The sequence below is a fragment of the Mycoplasmopsis bovigenitalium genome (assembly GCF_002356075.1).
Lineage (GTDB): Bacteria > Bacillota_I > Bacilli_A > Mycoplasmatales > Metamycoplasmataceae > Mycoplasmopsis > Mycoplasmopsis bovigenitalium_A.
In genome coordinates, this window is the sequence record NZ_AP017902.1 from 719,136 (window position 1) to 736,501 (window position 17,366).

At 30.3% G+C, this 17,366-nt stretch carries 13 protein-coding genes and 9 tRNA genes; all 22 read left to right on the top strand.

The features are described from left to right. The first annotated feature begins 41 nt into the window (after positions 1 to 41). The 22 genes from MBVG596_RS03110 (at position 42) to MBVG596_RS03215 (ending at position 17,186) form a co-directional block, all read left to right on the top strand. Positions 42 to 1,253, top strand: a complete 1,212-nt coding sequence (locus MBVG596_RS03110; protein WP_096387080.1) for a DUF2179 domain-containing protein — start codon at positions 42 to 44, stop codon at positions 1,251 to 1,253. A 54-nt stretch (positions 1,254 to 1,307) separates the two neighbouring features. Next, entirely contained in the window at positions 1,308 to 1,529 is a 222-nt protein-coding gene (locus tag MBVG596_RS03115) for a DUF2188 domain-containing protein (RefSeq protein ID WP_096387083.1), read from the top strand. A gap of 73 nt (positions 1,530 to 1,602) precedes the next feature. Continuing rightward, a complete protein-coding gene (gene uvrB / locus MBVG596_RS03120) occupies positions 1,603 to 3,585 on the top strand; it encodes an excinuclease ABC subunit UvrB (protein WP_096387086.1) in 1,983 nt (660 codons plus the stop codon). Between the two features lie 7 nt (positions 3,586 to 3,592). Continuing rightward, positions 3,593 to 6,418: an excinuclease ABC subunit UvrA gene (gene uvrA / locus MBVG596_RS03125; protein WP_096387089.1), complete on the top strand. Its 2,826-nt coding sequence runs from the start codon at positions 3,593 to 3,595 to the stop codon at positions 6,416 to 6,418. Positions 6,419 to 6,453: 35 nt separating this feature from the next. Next, the gene (locus MBVG596_RS03130) at positions 6,454 to 8,415 is read left to right on the top strand and encodes a DHH family phosphoesterase (protein WP_096387092.1); all 1,962 of its coding nucleotides are present in this window, start codon (positions 6,454 to 6,456) and stop codon (positions 8,413 to 8,415) included. Beyond that, the gene (rplI, locus tag MBVG596_RS03135; protein ID WP_096387095.1) at positions 8,415 to 8,870 is read left to right on the top strand and encodes a 50S ribosomal protein L9; all 456 of its coding nucleotides are present in this window, start codon (positions 8,415 to 8,417) and stop codon (positions 8,868 to 8,870) included. Before MBVG596_RS03130 ends, rplI begins: the two co-directional genes overlap by 1 nt. Further along, the gene (locus MBVG596_RS03140; protein ID WP_096387097.1) at positions 8,860 to 10,284 is read left to right on the top strand and encodes a replicative DNA helicase; all 1,425 of its coding nucleotides are present in this window, start codon (positions 8,860 to 8,862) and stop codon (positions 10,282 to 10,284) included. Before rplI ends, MBVG596_RS03140 begins: the two co-directional genes overlap by 11 nt. After that, positions 10,284 to 11,624: a CNNM domain-containing protein gene (locus MBVG596_RS03145; RefSeq protein WP_096387100.1), complete on the top strand. Its 1,341-nt coding sequence runs from the start codon at positions 10,284 to 10,286 to the stop codon at positions 11,622 to 11,624. The genes MBVG596_RS03140 and MBVG596_RS03145 overlap by 1 nt, the downstream gene beginning before the upstream one ends. A gap of 103 nt (positions 11,625 to 11,727) precedes the next feature. Beyond that, positions 11,728 to 11,801: transfer RNA gene (locus MBVG596_RS03150), tRNA-Gly, on the top strand. A 79-nt stretch (positions 11,802 to 11,880) separates the two neighbouring features. After that, positions 11,881 to 13,215, top strand: a complete 1,335-nt coding sequence (mnmE, locus tag MBVG596_RS03155; protein ID WP_096387103.1) for a tRNA uridine-5-carboxymethylaminomethyl(34) synthesis GTPase MnmE — start codon at positions 11,881 to 11,883, stop codon at positions 13,213 to 13,215. 3 nt (positions 13,216 to 13,218) lie between these two features. Further along, positions 13,219 to 13,983 carry a TatD family hydrolase gene (locus MBVG596_RS03160; RefSeq protein WP_096387106.1) on the top strand — a complete coding sequence of 255 codons (765 nt, stop codon included), beginning with the start codon at positions 13,219 to 13,221 and terminating at the stop codon, positions 13,981 to 13,983. Further along, positions 13,967 to 14,746 carry a 16S rRNA (adenine(1518)-N(6)/adenine(1519)-N(6))-dimethyltransferase RsmA gene (gene rsmA, locus MBVG596_RS03165; RefSeq protein ID WP_096387109.1) on the top strand — a complete coding sequence of 260 codons (780 nt, stop codon included), beginning with the start codon at positions 13,967 to 13,969 and terminating at the stop codon, positions 14,744 to 14,746. The genes MBVG596_RS03160 and rsmA overlap by 17 nt, the downstream gene beginning before the upstream one ends. Beyond that, positions 14,746 to 15,126 (top strand): hypothetical protein, encoded by a 381-nt coding sequence (locus tag MBVG596_RS03170; protein ID WP_096387112.1) that lies wholly within the window; start codon positions 14,746 to 14,748, stop codon positions 15,124 to 15,126. The genes rsmA and MBVG596_RS03170 overlap by 1 nt, the downstream gene beginning before the upstream one ends. Positions 15,127 to 15,161: 35 nt before the next feature. Continuing rightward, positions 15,162 to 16,151 carry an NAD(P)H-dependent glycerol-3-phosphate dehydrogenase gene (locus MBVG596_RS03175; protein WP_096387115.1) on the top strand — a complete coding sequence of 330 codons (990 nt, stop codon included), beginning with the start codon at positions 15,162 to 15,164 and terminating at the stop codon, positions 16,149 to 16,151. Positions 16,152 to 16,238: 87 nt separating this feature from the next. After that, a tRNA-Cys gene (locus tag MBVG596_RS03180) sits at positions 16,239 to 16,313 on the top strand. Between the two features lie 7 nt (positions 16,314 to 16,320). After that, positions 16,321 to 16,397, top strand: a tRNA-Arg gene (locus MBVG596_RS03185). 99 nt (positions 16,398 to 16,496) lie between these two features. Beyond that, positions 16,497 to 16,570, top strand: a tRNA-Gly gene (locus MBVG596_RS03190). A 117-nt stretch (positions 16,571 to 16,687) separates the two neighbouring features. Continuing rightward, positions 16,688 to 16,762 (top strand) — tRNA-Asn (locus tag MBVG596_RS03195). A 3-nt stretch (positions 16,763 to 16,765) separates the two neighbouring features. Next, positions 16,766 to 16,841, top strand: a tRNA-Glu gene (locus MBVG596_RS03200). Between the two features lie 4 nt (positions 16,842 to 16,845). Continuing rightward, positions 16,846 to 16,921 (top strand) — tRNA-Val (locus MBVG596_RS03205). Between the two features lie 101 nt (positions 16,922 to 17,022). Beyond that, positions 17,023 to 17,098: transfer RNA gene (locus MBVG596_RS03210), tRNA-Thr, on the top strand. A 3-nt stretch (positions 17,099 to 17,101) separates the two neighbouring features. Further along, positions 17,102 to 17,186: transfer RNA gene (locus tag MBVG596_RS03215), tRNA-Leu, on the top strand. The last annotated feature ends 180 nt before the right edge of the window (positions 17,187 to 17,366 follow it).

The window sequence follows — 17,366 nt, forward strand, 5'->3', positions numbered from 1 at the left end:
AAACATTTTTACTTTGCAAACATTTTAATATAATAAAATTTATGAATAAACAACAGTATACTCAATCAAGAGAAATAGAAATTAAAAAAAATCGAGTAAAACAATCATTTTTGCATTTTTCTAGTTTATACAGAATTACTAAGTTAAAATGACAAATTTTGTCTTCAATTATTGTTGGAATTTTATTTGGTGTAGTTGAGTTTACTTTTTTACAAAATACTGGTATTTATTCACTAGGAATTGGCGCAATTGGCCAAGGAATTGCGCGTTTTGTTCGAATTTGAAACAAGAACGATGTTCTTTTTGATGCTATATTCTGAATTTTTAACTTTGCGGGCAATATACCCTTATTTATTTTTGCATACTACAAAATAACAAAGCGTTTTGCGCTGCTGAATTTAGTTTATATGATTTCAACAACTATAACTGGTTTTGTGTGCGCTAGTATTCCTGGTTCGGAAAATTTATTCATTTTTTCCGACCCAAATACTGTGATTTTAGAAAACAATATTAATGTTTTAAAAGAAGTTAACATTGTTCTTTGAGAACATGGTAATTTTCAACAGTTATCAATTTTCTTTTATGCAATAATTTTTGGAATTTTACAGGCAATTTTCAATGCAATATTACTCATAACTGAATCATCATCAGCTGGTTTTGATATTTATGCAGTTTATTTAGCAAGAAAAAAATTCAAGGATTTAGGTACGGTGTTTTTAATTCTCCACTTAATTTGTTTATTATTTTCAAATATTTTTGGTACTTATATTCCTGCATCGTTTGAATTATTAAAAACACAAGACAACAGAAAATTAGCTTGGGCAATGCGAACATTTTTTAGTCCAACTTTTATTGCTGGTGTTATGATGATTGTTGTGAATGGCATTGCATTGAATACATTTTTCCCTAAATTTACAATGGTTCGTGTTGAAATAATGTCTTCAAAAATCAATGAAATTCAACAAGAAATTCAAAATGCCAAGGGTAAAGCATTTGTGACCACGCTTTTAAATGCAAGAGGTGGTTACTCGAAAAAATCTCAAGAAGTCTTAATTACAAATTGTTTATTCATTGATACTGCATTTTTACTAGATTTGGCCCACAAAATAGATGAAAATGCCTTCGTGACAGTAATTGATGTTAAAAAAGTTGATGGGCATGTTTATACTGCGGATGTTAAAGATAGAAAAACAAGAAAATCAAAAACAACATCAATAAAAAAAGCAAACAACAATAGTTTGAACAATCTTTAATTTAATTTTTTATTAAACTTATATAATTAAATTACTTAATAAAAAGGAGCAATTATGACAGAAAAAATAGCAACAGTTTATCACGTTACTCCATACAACGGAAAATGACAAGTTAAAGGGGTTGGCAACACTAGACCAACAAAATTATTTGATACTCAAAAAGAAGCAATTGATTATGCTAATGATCTTACAAAAAAACGTAATGGATCAGTACTTATTCACCGCAAAACTGGTCAAGTTAGAGACAGTATAAGTAACAAAGCTAAGAAGAAATAATGGCCATTTTATTGGCTTTTTTTATTGATTTTTTATTTAAATATTCCATTTATAATTAAATAATAAGGATAATATGTCAGGATATAAATTAGTTTCAAAATACCAACCAGCAGGTGACCAACCACACGCAATAAAAGAACTTGTTAATAACATTAAAAATGGTGAAAAATACCAAGTTTTAAAAGGTGTTACTGGCTCGGGAAAAACTTTTACAATAGCAAATGTTATTGCTAATTTTGACCGTCCAGTTTTAGTTTTATCTCACAATAAAACTCTTGCTAGTCAGCTTTATAGTGAATTAAAAGGGTTTTTCCCTGAAAATAATGTTGAATATTTTGTCTCTTATTTTGATTATTATCGCCCTGAAGCTTATATTCCATCATCTGACTCCTTTATTGAAAAAAACTCGCAAACAAATAAAGAAATTGAAGCAATGCGAATGTCAACATACAATTCAATAATAACTAATAAAAACACAATTGTTGTAGCTTCTGTTTCGGCAATATATGGAGCACTAAATCCAACAGAATATAGTGAACAAATTTTTTATATACAAGTTGGCGATATTTACAAAAGAAACGATTTTCTTAAAGAATTGGTCAAAAAAAATTATAAGCGTAATGAAACAGATTTAGAATTAGGGACATTTAGTTCAAAGGGCGATGTTGTGTATATTAGGCCAGCACATAGTTCTGAATTCTTGATAAGAGTTGATTTTTGAGGTGATGAAATTGAAAAAATATCTACTTGTGATCCAATAACAAAAAATGTTTTTGATGTTTATAAAAAATATCAAATATTCCCGGGTGATGCCTATACCGTAAGCACTGAATTAACAAAAGAAGTGGTAAAAAACATTGAAAAAGAATTGCAACAAAGAATTGAATTTTTTTCTAAAAATAATAAACTACTTGAAGCACAAAGAATTGAAGAACGTACCCTTAAAGACATTGACTCATTGAGTGAGTTTGGGGTTTGTAGCGGAATTGAAAATTATGCAAGATATTTTGATCGTAGACAAGAGGGAGAGAGACCTTTTACTCTTTTTGACTACTTTAAAGGCAAAAATCCATTGCTTATAATTGATGAATCACACATGATGATTCCTCAACTTAAAGCAATGTATTTAGGTGATAGACATCGCAAGGAAACTCTTGTAGAATATGGTTTTAGATTACCATCTGCACTTGATAATCGACCACTACGTTTTGATGAATTTGAGAACGCTTACGATTTTCAAACTATTTTTATTTCAGCCACTCCTGAAGAGTATGAATTAGACAAAACATATGGCGTTATTACTCGTTTATTTGTTCGACCAACTGGTTTATTAGACCCAGTTATTGAGGCAAGACCAAGTGAAAATCAAGTTGAAGATATTTATGACGAATTACAAAAACAAAAACAACGTAATGAACGCACACTAATTTTGACATCTACAAAAAGATTGGCCGAAGAATTAACAAGATATTTTCTTGAAAAAAACGAAAAAATTGCTTTTATACATTCAGAACACAATACTTTTGAGCGAAATCGTATTCTTTTAAAATTGCGCAAGGGTGTTTATGACACTGTTATTGGGATTAATCTTTTAAGAGAGGGAATAGACCTTCCAGAAGTTAGTTTAATTATGGTTCTTGATGCAGATAAAGATGGTTTTTTAAGGGATACTAAGTCATTAATTCAAATTTCAGGTCGTGCCGCACGTAATGCTAATGGCAGAGTAATTTTCTATGCTAATAAAATTTCTAAAAGTATGCTAGAAACTATTAAGGACAATGAGTTCAAAAGAAAATTACAAATTGAATACAACTTAAAACACAATATTGTACCCAAAACAATCATTAAAGAGATTCCAGATTCCTTACTTGATGATGCAAAAGACGAACAAATAAGTTTCTTTTTATCCGATAATAGAGCAAAGGTAAATTCAAAGAAAGCAAAACAGCAACTAATTGACGAATTAAAACAAAAAATGAATGAATCGGCAAAAAATTTAGACTATGAAAAAGCAATTGAACTGCGTGATATTATCATTGAATTAGAGAAAAATTAGGAGATATATGGCAAAAGATCAAATCATAATTAAAGGCGCTAGAGAAAATAATTTAGAAAATGTTTCGCTAACATTACCTAAAAATAAATTAATAGTTTTTACTGGTCTTTCTGGGTCGGGAAAATCGAGTCTTGCTTTCAATACAATTTATGAAGAGGGGCGTAGACGTTATGTTGATTCATTAAGTAACTATGCACGTCAATTTTTGGGTGGAACAAATAAACCAGATGTCGATTCAATTGAAGGACTTAGTCCCTCAATTGCAATCGAGCAAAAAACAACACATAATAACCCTCGTTCAACAGTGGGTACTGTAACAGAAATCTATGACTACTTACGTTTGTTTTTTGCTCGGGCTGGCAAACCATTTTGTCCTAAACACAACATTGAAATCAAATCGCAAACAAATAAAGATATTTTAGATTCAATTTATTCATTGGAGCCTAACTCAAAAATTATTATTTTGTCGCCAGTTATCGATTCTGAAAAAGGAACACATGCAAATTTAATTGAAAAGTTAAGAAAAGAAGGGTTTTTGCGGCTAAAAATTGACGGTGATATTTTGGCGTTGGATACTGAAATTAAATTGGATAAGAATATTAAGCACACAATTGATATTGTTGTTGATAGAGTTGTTGTTGATGAAGAAAATAGGGCAAGAATTGCTGAAGCTATTTCTGTTGCTGCTGAGTATGGAAAAGGTCAAATAAAAATCGAAACAATTGAAGGTGAAGTTAAAATTTTTTCCAAATTACACTCTTGCGCTTTCAAAGATTTTGAAATGCCTCGTATTGAACCTCGCTTGTTTTCTTTCAATTCTCCTTCCGGAGCCTGTGAACATTGCAAGGGTTTAGGAGTAGATTTAAAAGCGAGTTTTGATGCATTAGTCCCTGAGCCTTGAAGAAGTATTTCTGCTGGTGGTATTAAAATTTTCGAAAATACTGTTAACACTCAAAATCTTGAATGACAAGAGTTTGAAGTTTTATTAAATCATTACAATATCAATAAAAACACCCCAATAGAAGACCTTACAAATGAAGAGTTAAAAATAATAAAACATGGTTCAAAAGAAGAAATTGAATACGTTTTAGTTTCATCTTCTGGCAATAAAACCCGTAGAAATAAAAGAATAGAAGGCATTTTAGATATTGTTGAACGCAAGTTCATGGAAACAAGTTCTGAAGTAATTCGAGATTGATTAAAAAAATATATGGGTTCTTTCCCTTGTACAAAATGCAATTACTCACGTTTGAATAAGTATGCTCTAGCAGTAAAAATTGATGGTAAAAATATTGATGATTACGCAAGGTTAAGTGTTGAAGAAGCCTTAAATACAATTGAAAACGTAAAATTGGACGAAACACAAACATTTGTTTCATCTTTAATTTTGACTGAATTAATAAATAGATTAACATTTTTAAAAAATGTAGGCTTAAATTATCTTAGCATTAATAGGAGCGCTGAAACTTTATCAGGTGGAGAAAGTCAAAGAATTAAACTAGCAACACAAGTTGGCTCAAATTTAACTGGTGTTTTATACGTTCTTGATGAACCCTCAATCGGCCTACATCAAAGAGATAACGAAAGACTTATTTCAACACTAAAAAATATGGTTGATATTGGCAATACATTAATTGTTGTTGAACATGATGAAGATACAATCAAAGCAGCAGATTACATCGTTGACATAGGACCAGAAGCCGGTAATAATGGTGGTCATATTGTTGCAAAAGGCAGCATAAATGATATTGAAAATGAATCAAATTCATTGACAGGTCAATATTTAAGCGGCAAGTTAAAAATCGAAACTCCTAAATTTAGAAGAAGTGGAAATGGCCAAGTAGTAACAATTATTGGCGCTAAAGAAAATAATTTAAAAAATATTGATGTTAAATTCCCTCTTGGTAAATTTATTGCGGTTACAGGAGTTTCAGGCTCTGGCAAAAGTACTCTTGTTAACGAAATTTTAGTAAAAGGAATTCAAAGAGTTGTCAATAAATCCACAGCAAAAATTGGCAAGTTTTCTTCAATAAAAAATATTCAGGCTGTTGATAAAATTGTACAAATAACTCAAAGTCCAATCGGTAGAACACCTCGCTCGACACCTGCTACTCATATTTCAGTTTTTGACGATATAAGAGAATTGTTTGCAAGCACAACTGAAGCACAAGCAAGAGGATATACTAAATCTAATTTTAGTTTCAATGTTCCTGGCGGTCGTTGTGAAAAGTGTTCTGGAGATGGCTTAATTAAAATTGAAATGCATTTTCTTCCTGATGTTTATGTTAACTGTGACGAGTGTGATGGCACACGTTATACATTGGAAACAAGAGAAATTAAATACAAGGGAAAAAATATTTCTGACATTTTAGAAATGAGTATTGATGAAGCTCACGAATTCTTTAAAAATTGACCAAAAATTAGAGATAAATTAGCCGTAATTCAATCAATTGGGCTTGGATACGTAAAATTAGGGCAATCTTCAACAACCTTATCTGGTGGTGAAGCACAACGTGTTAAATTAGCAACATATTTACAGAAAAAACCAACTGGAAAAACAATTTACGTTCTTGATGAACCAACTACTGGTCTGCACCCACACGATGTTAATAAATTATTAAGTGTGCTAAATAAAATCGTTGATAATGGTGATACAGTTGTTGTTATTGAGCATAATTTAGATGTTATTAAGTGTGCAGATTACATTATTGATTTAGGCCCTGAAGGCGGTTTAGGCGGGGGTAACATTGTTGCAAGTGGAACACCCGAGCAAATTATTTCAAATAAAGAAAGTCATACTGCTCGATACCTTAAAAAATATTTAGGCCATTAAAATCTAAATATTATATTTAATATATAATTAAAAATATGAAAAAAAATAAATCAACATTGATACTTACAATTCTTTCATTAATTATTGGCGCCTTTGTGTTTTTTGAATCATTAGCTATCATTTATATTGAGAAAAATATTGTTTGAATTTCGTTAATGATTGCTGCTTTAATATTGAGCATGATAATGATTAGTCTCTCAGGTTTTGTTTTATTAAAACATTATCATGAGCGCCAAATTAAAATTAAATCAACATACAATAAGTTTGTTGACGAAATTATGGATTACAATCAAACCGGGGTAATAATCCATGATAATCAAGGCGACATAATTTACGTAAGTGAATTTATTCGTACTCGTTTTGGTAAAAATTTAATTGGCAAAAAATTGAATGATTTTTTAATATCAATTGGTATGGATTTAGAGACGAAACGTCGTGAATACAACTTATCTCACAATGACTATCATTATAAAGTTGGAATTTTTGAAATCCAAAATTACTTAGTTATTCGCGATGTAACTATTGAAAAAAACACAATTACTTTGTATGAAGATGAGTTAATTGTTGTTGGCGAACTAGAAATTGATAACTTTAATTTATATCAATCAATTTTGTCGGAAGACCAAATGTTTAATATGAACAAAAGTATCATTGCTGTTCTTGATAGTCTTCGTGAAAAATACAATTTAATTTATCGTCAATATAACTCAAATGGTAAATTTATTGTATTTATGAACAAAAAATCTCTTGATGAGATGATTAAAGTTAAATTTGATTTTTTTGACAAACTTCATAATGTGCTTAAAACTGATTCAAATAACATAATAGTTTCTGTTTCTGTTGGATTTGCTTACGGGATAAATGAATTAAAAACAAAAACAGAAATGGCTAGAACTGGTTTATTACAGGCGCAAAGAAGAGGTGGAGACCAAGTGGTTGTTATGTCGCCATTCAGTCAACCAATTTATTTTGGTTCAAGTGCTGAAATAATGCCAAATGTTGACAGAACTAGAATTAAAAACTTTACATCACATGTTGAAATGACATTATCAAATCCAACAATTGAAAAAGTTATTATATATGGACATGCAATGGCTGATCTTGACGCAATCGGTTCTGCAATGGGGATTTACGCACTTGCTAAATCATTCAATAAAGATGTTTATATTTGTTCATCTACTCAGGATGAAACAACAAAAAAAGCACTTTCGCAATATTGGGAAGTTGTCAAATCACGTTTTATAAAACCTCATCAAGCAAACCAATTATCAGATGAAAAAACAATTGTCTTTTTCACTGACAATGCTCATCCATCGCGAACTGATAATCCAGATGCAATCACACGTGTAAAAGCAAATAATATTTTTATTGTTGATCATCATCGAATGAAATTATCAATTGATTTTGCACCAAGGGAAAATAGAATTATTTCAACTTCAGCTTCATCAGCATCAGAATTAGTTACTGAAATGTTGATGTTTACAAGCAAGAGAATTAATATTGATTTAATAACTGCTCAAATGTTATTAAATGGAATTTGTCTTGATACTTTACAATTTCAAAAACACGCAACTTCAAAAACATTTGAAGCTGCATCATGGCTAGAAATTCACGGTGCTAATGCAACAGCTGCGGCAAATTCATTGAAAATTGACGCGGAAACTCAAAAGAAAGTTGCAAAAATGCTTGAAAATATTGAAGAGGTTAAAGAAGGATTCTTTTTAACATATTCAGAGATGCCGATGTCTGATGACTTAATTTCAATAACTGCCGAGGAAATTTTAAGAATTGATGGCCGGAAAGCAAGTTTTGTTGTTGCAAAACAAGAAAAAGGTAATAAATACAAATTATCTGCTCGGGGAATTGATACTAACGTACAAATTATTTGTGAAAATGTTGGCGGCGGCGGAAGTTTTGCTAGCGCAGCTGCTGTGTCAACTGATGATTTAGAAACATTTATCAGCAACATAAAACAAGCTATTGTGGGGGTAAAATAATGAAAATAATCTTATTAAAAGATTGCAAAGATGGAAAAGCTAACACCATAATTGAAGTTTCAGCAGGTTATGGAGCAAACTTTTTAGTAGCAAAAGGCTATGGTGTACCATATAATGAAAAAACTAAATATCAACTTGAAAAACGTTTGAGTGAAATGACCTCAAACGAAATGGAATTAAGGGCTCAAGCACTTGAGCTTAAAGAAAAAATTGAAAAAGAAAAATTAACTTACATTTTAGATGCATTAATTGATGCTAGAGGTAATTTAATTGTTCATAAATCAATTTCTACAAAAGACATCAACAAGGATTTAGTCAAAAAAGGTTATAAACTTGACAAATATTCAGTTCAAAAAGTACACATTGTTTCAAATGGTATTCACGAAGTTGAAATTATTATTTACAAAGACATTATTGCACAGCTTAAAGTTGAGGTAAAGGTTAATGTCAAGTAGATCCATTAGCTCAACTGAATTTAAAAATGAACAATACGAAAAATCATTGCTTGGTATTGTGCTTTCAAATAACTCATATGCCGACAGTATAATTCCTTATCTACTCGAAGAGGACTTTTTTGTATACGAGAACAAGCTTTTGTTCAAACTTTTATCACATTTATATGACAACAATATCAGCATCAATAATGACCAAATTCTAAATCATGCAACACGGGAAAAAATCAATGAAATTAATTCATATTTTTTAGCCACAATTTATGCTGCTACTGGTTTTCCTAGCAGTATTCAAACTTATCTAGAAGAATTAATTCGTTTAACTCGTTTGCGTAAAATTGAGTCAAAAATTAAAGATTTGCAATCAAAACTAAATGCAAATCATTCTTCGATAAACCCTGAAGACGTAATTTTAGAAATCCAACAACTTTTAAATGAGATTGATAGAGCAAAGTCTGGCGAGGATTTTTTAAGCACAAAATCTGTTTCTGATGACTATTTAACACACTTAGTAACTTTAAAAAACACAGATTTAAATTCTATTAGTGGTCTTTCAACTGGTTTTGATGATTTAGATAAAATAACTCAAGGTTTGCATGGCTCAGAAATGATAATTATTGCAGCTCGTCCAGGAATTGGTAAAACTGCTTTAGCACTTAATATTGCTGTTAATGTTTCATCTAATATCAATAAAAAAACCAATTCAAATCACCGCGTTGCCTTCTTCAGTCTTGAAATGTCACCTCGCCAATTGATGGGCAGAATTTACTCAATGATTTCAGGCGTGGACCAATTTAAACTTAAAAAACCACAGCTTTTAACTGATGAAGATCTTGCGCGTATTCATTCATACAAAATAAATAAAATTGATAAAATGAATCTTTTTATTGATAATACCTATGAAAATGAATTGCAAACACTACTATGAAAATGTCGTAGATTGCACAATATTAATCCGCTTGATTTAATTGTTGTTGACTATATGCAACTTGTTTCTGCAACAAAAAAAGGCGGCGGCGAAAACCGCCAAATGGAAATTACTCGAATTTCACGTAGCCTAAAAACCCTTGCACTTGAATTAAATGTACCAGTAATTGTGTTATCCCAATTGAATAGACAAACCGAATTAAGAGATGATAAACGCCCAAATTTAGCTGACCTGCGTGAATCTGGTTCCATCGAAAACGATGCCGATATTGTAATGTTTTTATATCGTGAAAATTACTACAACTCAAAAAACAAAGAAATTAAAGACAAAGATTTTGATGCTCGCGAAATAGGCGAAGAAACTGAATTGATTTTAGCTAAACACCGTGGTGGAGAAACTGGAAAAATTACACTAAGATTTTTACCTCATACTGCTAAGTTTACTAACCTACAATTTTACACACCTTCTGAGACGAAAGGAGGTATATAATGGAGCAAAATTTACATGCGACACAATTTAACACTGCCTTATTCGTTGTTACGTTACTTATTTTAGTATTTTTACTTTTTTGTAGTTCAATGTTTTCAAGTATTGAAACCGCTTATTCAACTCTTAACCCTGGAAAAATTGAATCGATTGTTGATAACAAAGAATTCGGATCAAAATTGATTAAAAAACAATACGGTTTTTTCAATAGAATTTTGGCTTTAATTCTTATTTGCAACAACATTGCAAATATTGGTTTATCAGCAGCTATATCTTATTTAATGTCTAAACATTTATCGGAAAATTACAAAGATTATTCAGCGATTATTTCAACGGCAGTTCTAACCCCAATCATTGTTCTATTAGGTGAAATAGTGCCAAAATTAATTGCAAAAGCTCGCCCTGTTCAAGTAGCAAAAGCATTTTGTTATCCAGTTGAATTTCTATACTGAATATTTTTCCCAATCATTTGAGTTTTAGGCAAAATGAGTAAAAATATTTATATAACCAACACAGAACAAGATGTAAAAAACTTGCTTGATGTTGCGCATAATGAGGGTGTCTTGGAAGCTAATGAAAGCATCATGGCGCAAAATGCGCTAGACCTTGACACAACAAAAGTTCGTAAGCATTACACTAAAATAAAAGACCTATATTATCTTCCTTACAATGCTAATATTCAAGAAGCATTAGCAATGTTTAAAGAAACAAACTATTCAAGACTTCCTGTTGAAAAAGACGGACAATTTTTAGGAATCGTCCTACTTAAAGATATATTTTTCCTTGAAAAAGGCAAAATAATTAAATACCTAAAAACGATTCCTTCAATAAGCGCAAACAGTTCGCTTGCTATCGCATTAGAAACCTTGCGTAAACATCGTTCACAAATGGCTTTTGTTAAAAATAATAACTCTTCAACAAATGTTATTGGCATTATTACAATTGAAGATATTATTGAAGAGGTTGTTGGTGAAATATATGATGAATATGATGATGAAGAAGTTGAAGACATTTTTGAAATCAGTCTTGAATTATTTGAGGCAAGTAACTATGTAATTATGAAAGATTTATTAAAACGAATGAATCTTGATCTTGAAATTACTGAAAAAGAAAGAAATATGGAACTTGGTGAATGATTTAAATTTAAACAAAATATTGACTACATTCACAAAAATGATCGCTTTGAATTTGAGGGTGTGTCATTTAAAGCAATTTTAAGTCCAACAAAAAAACAAAATCACTATCGTTTTGAAATCGAAATTAGTAATACAGCCCCAATTAATCTTGATAAAACAGAAGAACTTGATGCTTCATTATCAGAAACAAAAATATTTGAACAATAGTCTGCATATTTATGTAGATTATTTTTATTATCTAGTGCGTACAAAAACATAATTTTTTTCTTAAAAAATTTAGTAAATACCTTATAATTAATAAGCAAATTATGCGGATGTAGTTCAATGGTAGAACTTCAGCCTTCCAAGCTGACTATGCGGGTTCGATTCCCGTCATCCGCTCCATTTGTTTAATACACCGAAAAGCAGTTATCTGCTTTTTTTATATAAAGATATATCATTGAAATAAGGTAAAATTTTAAATATGATTAATGATACAATTGCAGCAATTTCTTCTGGTGGTAAAATCAATCAAGCTATCTCAATAATACGTGTAAGCGGCGAAAATTCAATTGATGTAGTAAAGAAAATTTTCACTGGAAAAATCGGAACTCACCAACAAATTACATACGGAAATATAATTGATAATTTTAATAATAATCGTCTAGTAGATGAAGTTTTAGTTATGTGATTTATTGGCAAAAACACATTCACTGGTGAAAATACTGTTGAAATTAATTGCCATGGTGGAGTTATTCTAACTAATAGAATTCTTGAATTATTGCTACTTAATGGTGCTAGATTAGCAACTCCGGGCGAATTTAGCCGCAGAAGTTTTATGAATGGCAAAATGGATTTGATAAAAGCAGAAGCTATAAATGACTTGATTCATGCAACAAGCGCGTTACAAACTGACCTAGTTGTTCAAAAATTTAATGGAAAAACAAGCAAATTAATTGATGATTTGCGCGATTGATTGATGAAATTAATAGGCCAAATTGAAGTTAATATTGACTATCCTGAATATGATGATGTAGAAAATATTCTTGAAAGTGGTCTTCTTGAAGACTTGAACAAAATAGCTCTAAAAATGAATGAATTAGTTAAAAATAGTGAAGACAGTAGAATAATTTTTGAAGGGATTAAAGTTGCAATTGTTGGTAAACCAAATGTTGGAAAAAGTTCACTACTTAATGCATTATTAGGTCAAGAAAAAGCAATTGTAACAGATGAAGCAGGGACAACTAGAGATGTAGTTGAAGCATCATGGCAATACAATGGATTACTTTATAAATTAATTGACACTGCTGGAATTAGACAAGCTAGTGCAAAAGCTGAACAATTAGGTATTGAAAAATCATTTAAGCAAATAGAGCAATCTGATATTGTTATACATTTGTGCGATCCTACTCAAAAAATGAATGAATACGATGAACAAGTGCAAAAAATAGCACAAAAGTTCAATAAAAAAATTATTGAAGTTTGGAACAAAAAAGATATTCAAATAGTTGAAAATTCAATAAATATTTGCGCTAAAGAAAATGACATTGATGATTTGCTTAATTCATTAAGTAAAACATTTGAAAATATTGATATTTCAAATAAAGAATTTGTTAATAACGCTAGACAATTATCATTAATTAAAAAGGCAAGTAATTCTATCTTTGATGCTATAAAATCAATTGAAAACGGCGCATATTCAGATTTGGTTATTGTTGATATTCGCGATGCATGGAAAAATTTAGTTGACATAACTGGAAGAGCTGATAATGAACAATTACTTGATGATATGTTTAAAAACTTTTGTTTAGGAAAATAAAATATGAAATTTGTTGATGTACATACACACCCATTAAAAGAATATTATCCAGACACTGACCAAATCATTAAAAATGCAAGAGAGCAAGGAATTGCAATAATGATGGTTACTGGTTGTAGTCTAGAGGAAAACGAAGAAGTCAAAAAAATTTGCGAAAAATATGATTGAACTTTTCCTGTATTAGGCATACACCCTAATAATGCTACAGGCGCAAATGATGGAGCGCTTCTTGAAAAACAAATTGATTCAAATGTCAAGGCAATTGGTGAAATAGGCCTTGATTATTATTGAGATAGTGTTCCTAAAAATATTCAGCTTGAATCATTACATTCTCAAATTCAAGTAGCTCAAAGACACAATTTACCAGTGGTTATACATATGCGAGAATCTTATGAAGATTTATATGAGGTTCTTAAACAATACCCTGATGTAAAATTTATGATTCACACATTTAGTGGTGACCGCTATTGAGCTGAAAAATTTTCCGAATTCAATACATATTTCAGTATAAGCGGCATTTCCACTTATAAAAATGCACAAAACACAATTGATGTTGTTGATTTTTTACCAATCGAAAGAATTCTTACTGAAACTGACGCTCCTTATTTATCACCGGCAAATAAAAGAGGACAAACTAATGTAAGTGAAAATGTAATTTACACAACAATGTTTCTGGCAGGAATCAAAAAAATCTCGCCTGAAAAATTTGCAAAACAAATTTATAAAAACGCAAAGGAGTTTTTTAAATTAAATGTCAAAAAATACTAATATTGAAATTAAGGCAAAGAAAAAATTTGGTCAAAATTTTTTAAATAATCAAAAAATTATTGACCAAATAGTTGAGATTATTTCGCCCGAAGGTAAAAATATTATTGAAATTGGCCCTGGAATGGGTGCAATTACAAAGCAAATTGTTCAAAAATCAAAAAAATTGCTTGCCTACGAAATTGACAACGACATGGTTGAATATTTAACAAAAAATAATATATTAAATAATCAACAGATAATTCATCAAGATTTTTTAGAATCGGATTTATCTATTTATAATGACTATGAAATTGTTGGTAATATTCCTTATTACATAACTTCCGAAATCATATTTAAAATTATTGATTTTCGTAAAAATTTCACTAAAGTAACATTGATGGTTCAAAATGAAGTTGCTGATCGTATTGTTGCTAAAATTAATACTCCCGAATATTCTAAATTATCACTAACGCTTCAATATGTTGCAACAGTTAATAAAGTTTTATTTGTTGATAAAAAACACTTTGATCCTTCGCCAAAAGTCGACTCTGCGATAGTCACCATCGAATTTAATAAGGAAGCCAAAAATTTTGAAAATATAAAAAATTTCTTTAAATTATGTTTTTTATCACGAAGAAAAAAATTAACATGGTCACTAAAAACCAAATATAGCAATGAAAAAATATCAAAAGCATACAAAACACTAAATTTATCAGATTTAACAAGAATTCAACAATTGGATTTAGAACAAGTTATTCGATTATATGAGGAATTGGAGAAATAATGAGCATTTTTGAGTTTGATTATAAAAATGACCTTGATATGTTTAAAAGCGAAAGTGAAGCTACCAGTAAGAAAGTATCTTCATTAGCTAAATTTTGTGAATTTATTTTCCTTATTGCATTGGTTTTTCAATTGATTTGTTTACTTTTATTCTATGTTGTTGGCTTAGATAATGTTTGACAAAAAGTGCTTGCTTATTCTTTTGTTGCTATTGATATAATCTTATTTATTTATGCATTTATTCGCCTTGGTGCCTTTTTATCATTTAGAAAAAGTTATAAACTAGCCAAAATAGATGATTTAGAAAACTCTAAAAAAGCTTATAAAGCATACAAAATTTGTATTTTTGATTTTAAATGTTTTAAAAAAATTAATAATTAAGGTATTATATTAAAACTAATGTAGATGAGGAATAAATGAAAAAAATTACGATAATTGGAACAGGCGCTTGAGGCGCAGGATTAGGTACTATTTTAAGCAAAAATGGCCATAAAGTTGTTTTTTGAGGAATTGATGAACAAGAAATAAATGACATTAATAATGGTTACAATAAAAAATATTTTGGCGATATTTTATTTAATAACCCACAAAATGTTAGCGCGACCAATAATTTAGAATTAGCGCTTGAAAATAGTGACATAATGCTTTTAGCAGTTCCTTCTCTTGCTATTTCTAACGTTTTAAATCAAGTAAAATTAATTTTAAAAGACAAAAAAATTAATGTTATTAATGTTGCTAAAGGCTTTGATAAGGATACTAAGAAAATTTTTTCAACTGTAATTTCAGATATTTTAGGAAATAATTTAAATAATATTGCAAGTTTAATTGGACCTTCATTTGCTATTGAAGTTTTTAAAAATAATTTAACAATAATAAATGTGGTTGGAAAAAATACTGAATTTTTGAACGAATTAGTTCAACTTTTTAACAATGAAACATTCCAATTAGTTCCAAATAATGATGATAGTGGATTACAAGTTTATGCGGCTTTAAAAAATGTTTTAGCAATTGGCATTGGATTAGCCTCAACTCTTTATGAAGCGAAAAATTTAGCTCCTGCTATGATTTCTATTGGTTTAAAAGAAATTAAAAAGATTGCTAAAGTTCTTTACCCAGATTCATTAGATAATTCTGGATATGAATTAGCTGCAATTGGCGATATCGTTTTAACATGCTTGAACACAACAAGTAGAAATTTTAGTTTTGGTATTGAAGTTGCAAACAATGGCATTAAAAATGCACTTGCAGCAAATTCAAAAACCGTTGAAGGTTATAATGCTGCTTTAATTTTGGATGAAATCATTACGCAACACAAAATCATAGATGTTGTTTTATTACAAAGTATTGTTGATGTTTGTTTGGCTAGAAAAGATGAAAAAAGCTTACTTGATTTCTTTGTAATTTAGCGTTTAATTTTTTTGTTTATATAAAAAAGTAAATATGTATAATTATTAAGCACAATCAAGTTTTGTTGTATAATACTAAATTGTGATGGCACCATAGCCAAATGGCCAAGGCATGGGTCTGCAAAACCTTGATTACCGGTTCGAATCCGGTTGGTGCCTCCAATTTTATGCGCCCGTAGCTCAACTGGACAGAGTGCTTGGTTACGGCCCAAGAGGTTGTGGGTTCGACTCCTGCCGGGCGCGCCATTTGTTTAAAAACACCAAATCTGCACAGCAGATTTTTTTATTAAAAAAATAAAAAATATTTTGTATTTATAAAAAATGTAATATTATTTTATTGCAAATGCAAACGTAATTTAATGGCAAAATTCTAGCTTGCCATGCTAGTAATGGGGGTTCGATTCCCCTCGTTTGCTCCATTTGTGAAAACACCTATATGTATTAAATTACATTAAATTGGGCAAAATATCAAATATATGTAAATTTATTTTGAAAAAAAAGTATTTTATATATAATAATAAAGCATATTTTGCAATGCCGATTTAGCTCAGCGGTAGAGCAGCTGGCTGTTAACCAGTTGGTCGCAGGTTCGATCCCCGCAATCGGCGCCATTTGGTCTGTTGGTGAAGCGGTTAACACACATGGTTTTCATCCATGCATACACGGGTTCGATCCCCGTACAGACTGCCATTTTGGAGAATTAGCTCAGTTGGGAGAGCGGCGCCCTTACAAGGCGTAGGTCATGGGTTCGAGCCCCTTATTCTCCACCATTTGTTTATTCGCCGGACTAGTAAAACTAGTCTTTTATTTTTTTAAAAAATATTTTATTTAAAAATAAAATTAATATATAATTGTAAAGCAATTAAGAAATGCCGGCTTAGCTCAGTTGGTAGAGCAACTGACTTGTAATCAGTAGGTCGTAGGTTCGAGTCCTATAGCCGGCACCATTTGCGCGAGTGGTGAAATTGGCAGACACGCTAGATTTAGGCTCTAGTGCTTCACGGCGTGAGGGTTCAAGTCCCTCCTTGCGCACCATATGTTCAATAGAACCAAAGCCCTTAACGGGCTTTTTTTATTTTTCCACAGTCCATTTATTTAAAAATTTTTCCCAATACAATTGTTTTGCATGTATGAAAAGTCAAAAAATAATTAGCTTATTAACAAAAACAATATGTAAAAAGATATAAAAATTAGCATTTTTAATTATGTAGCATT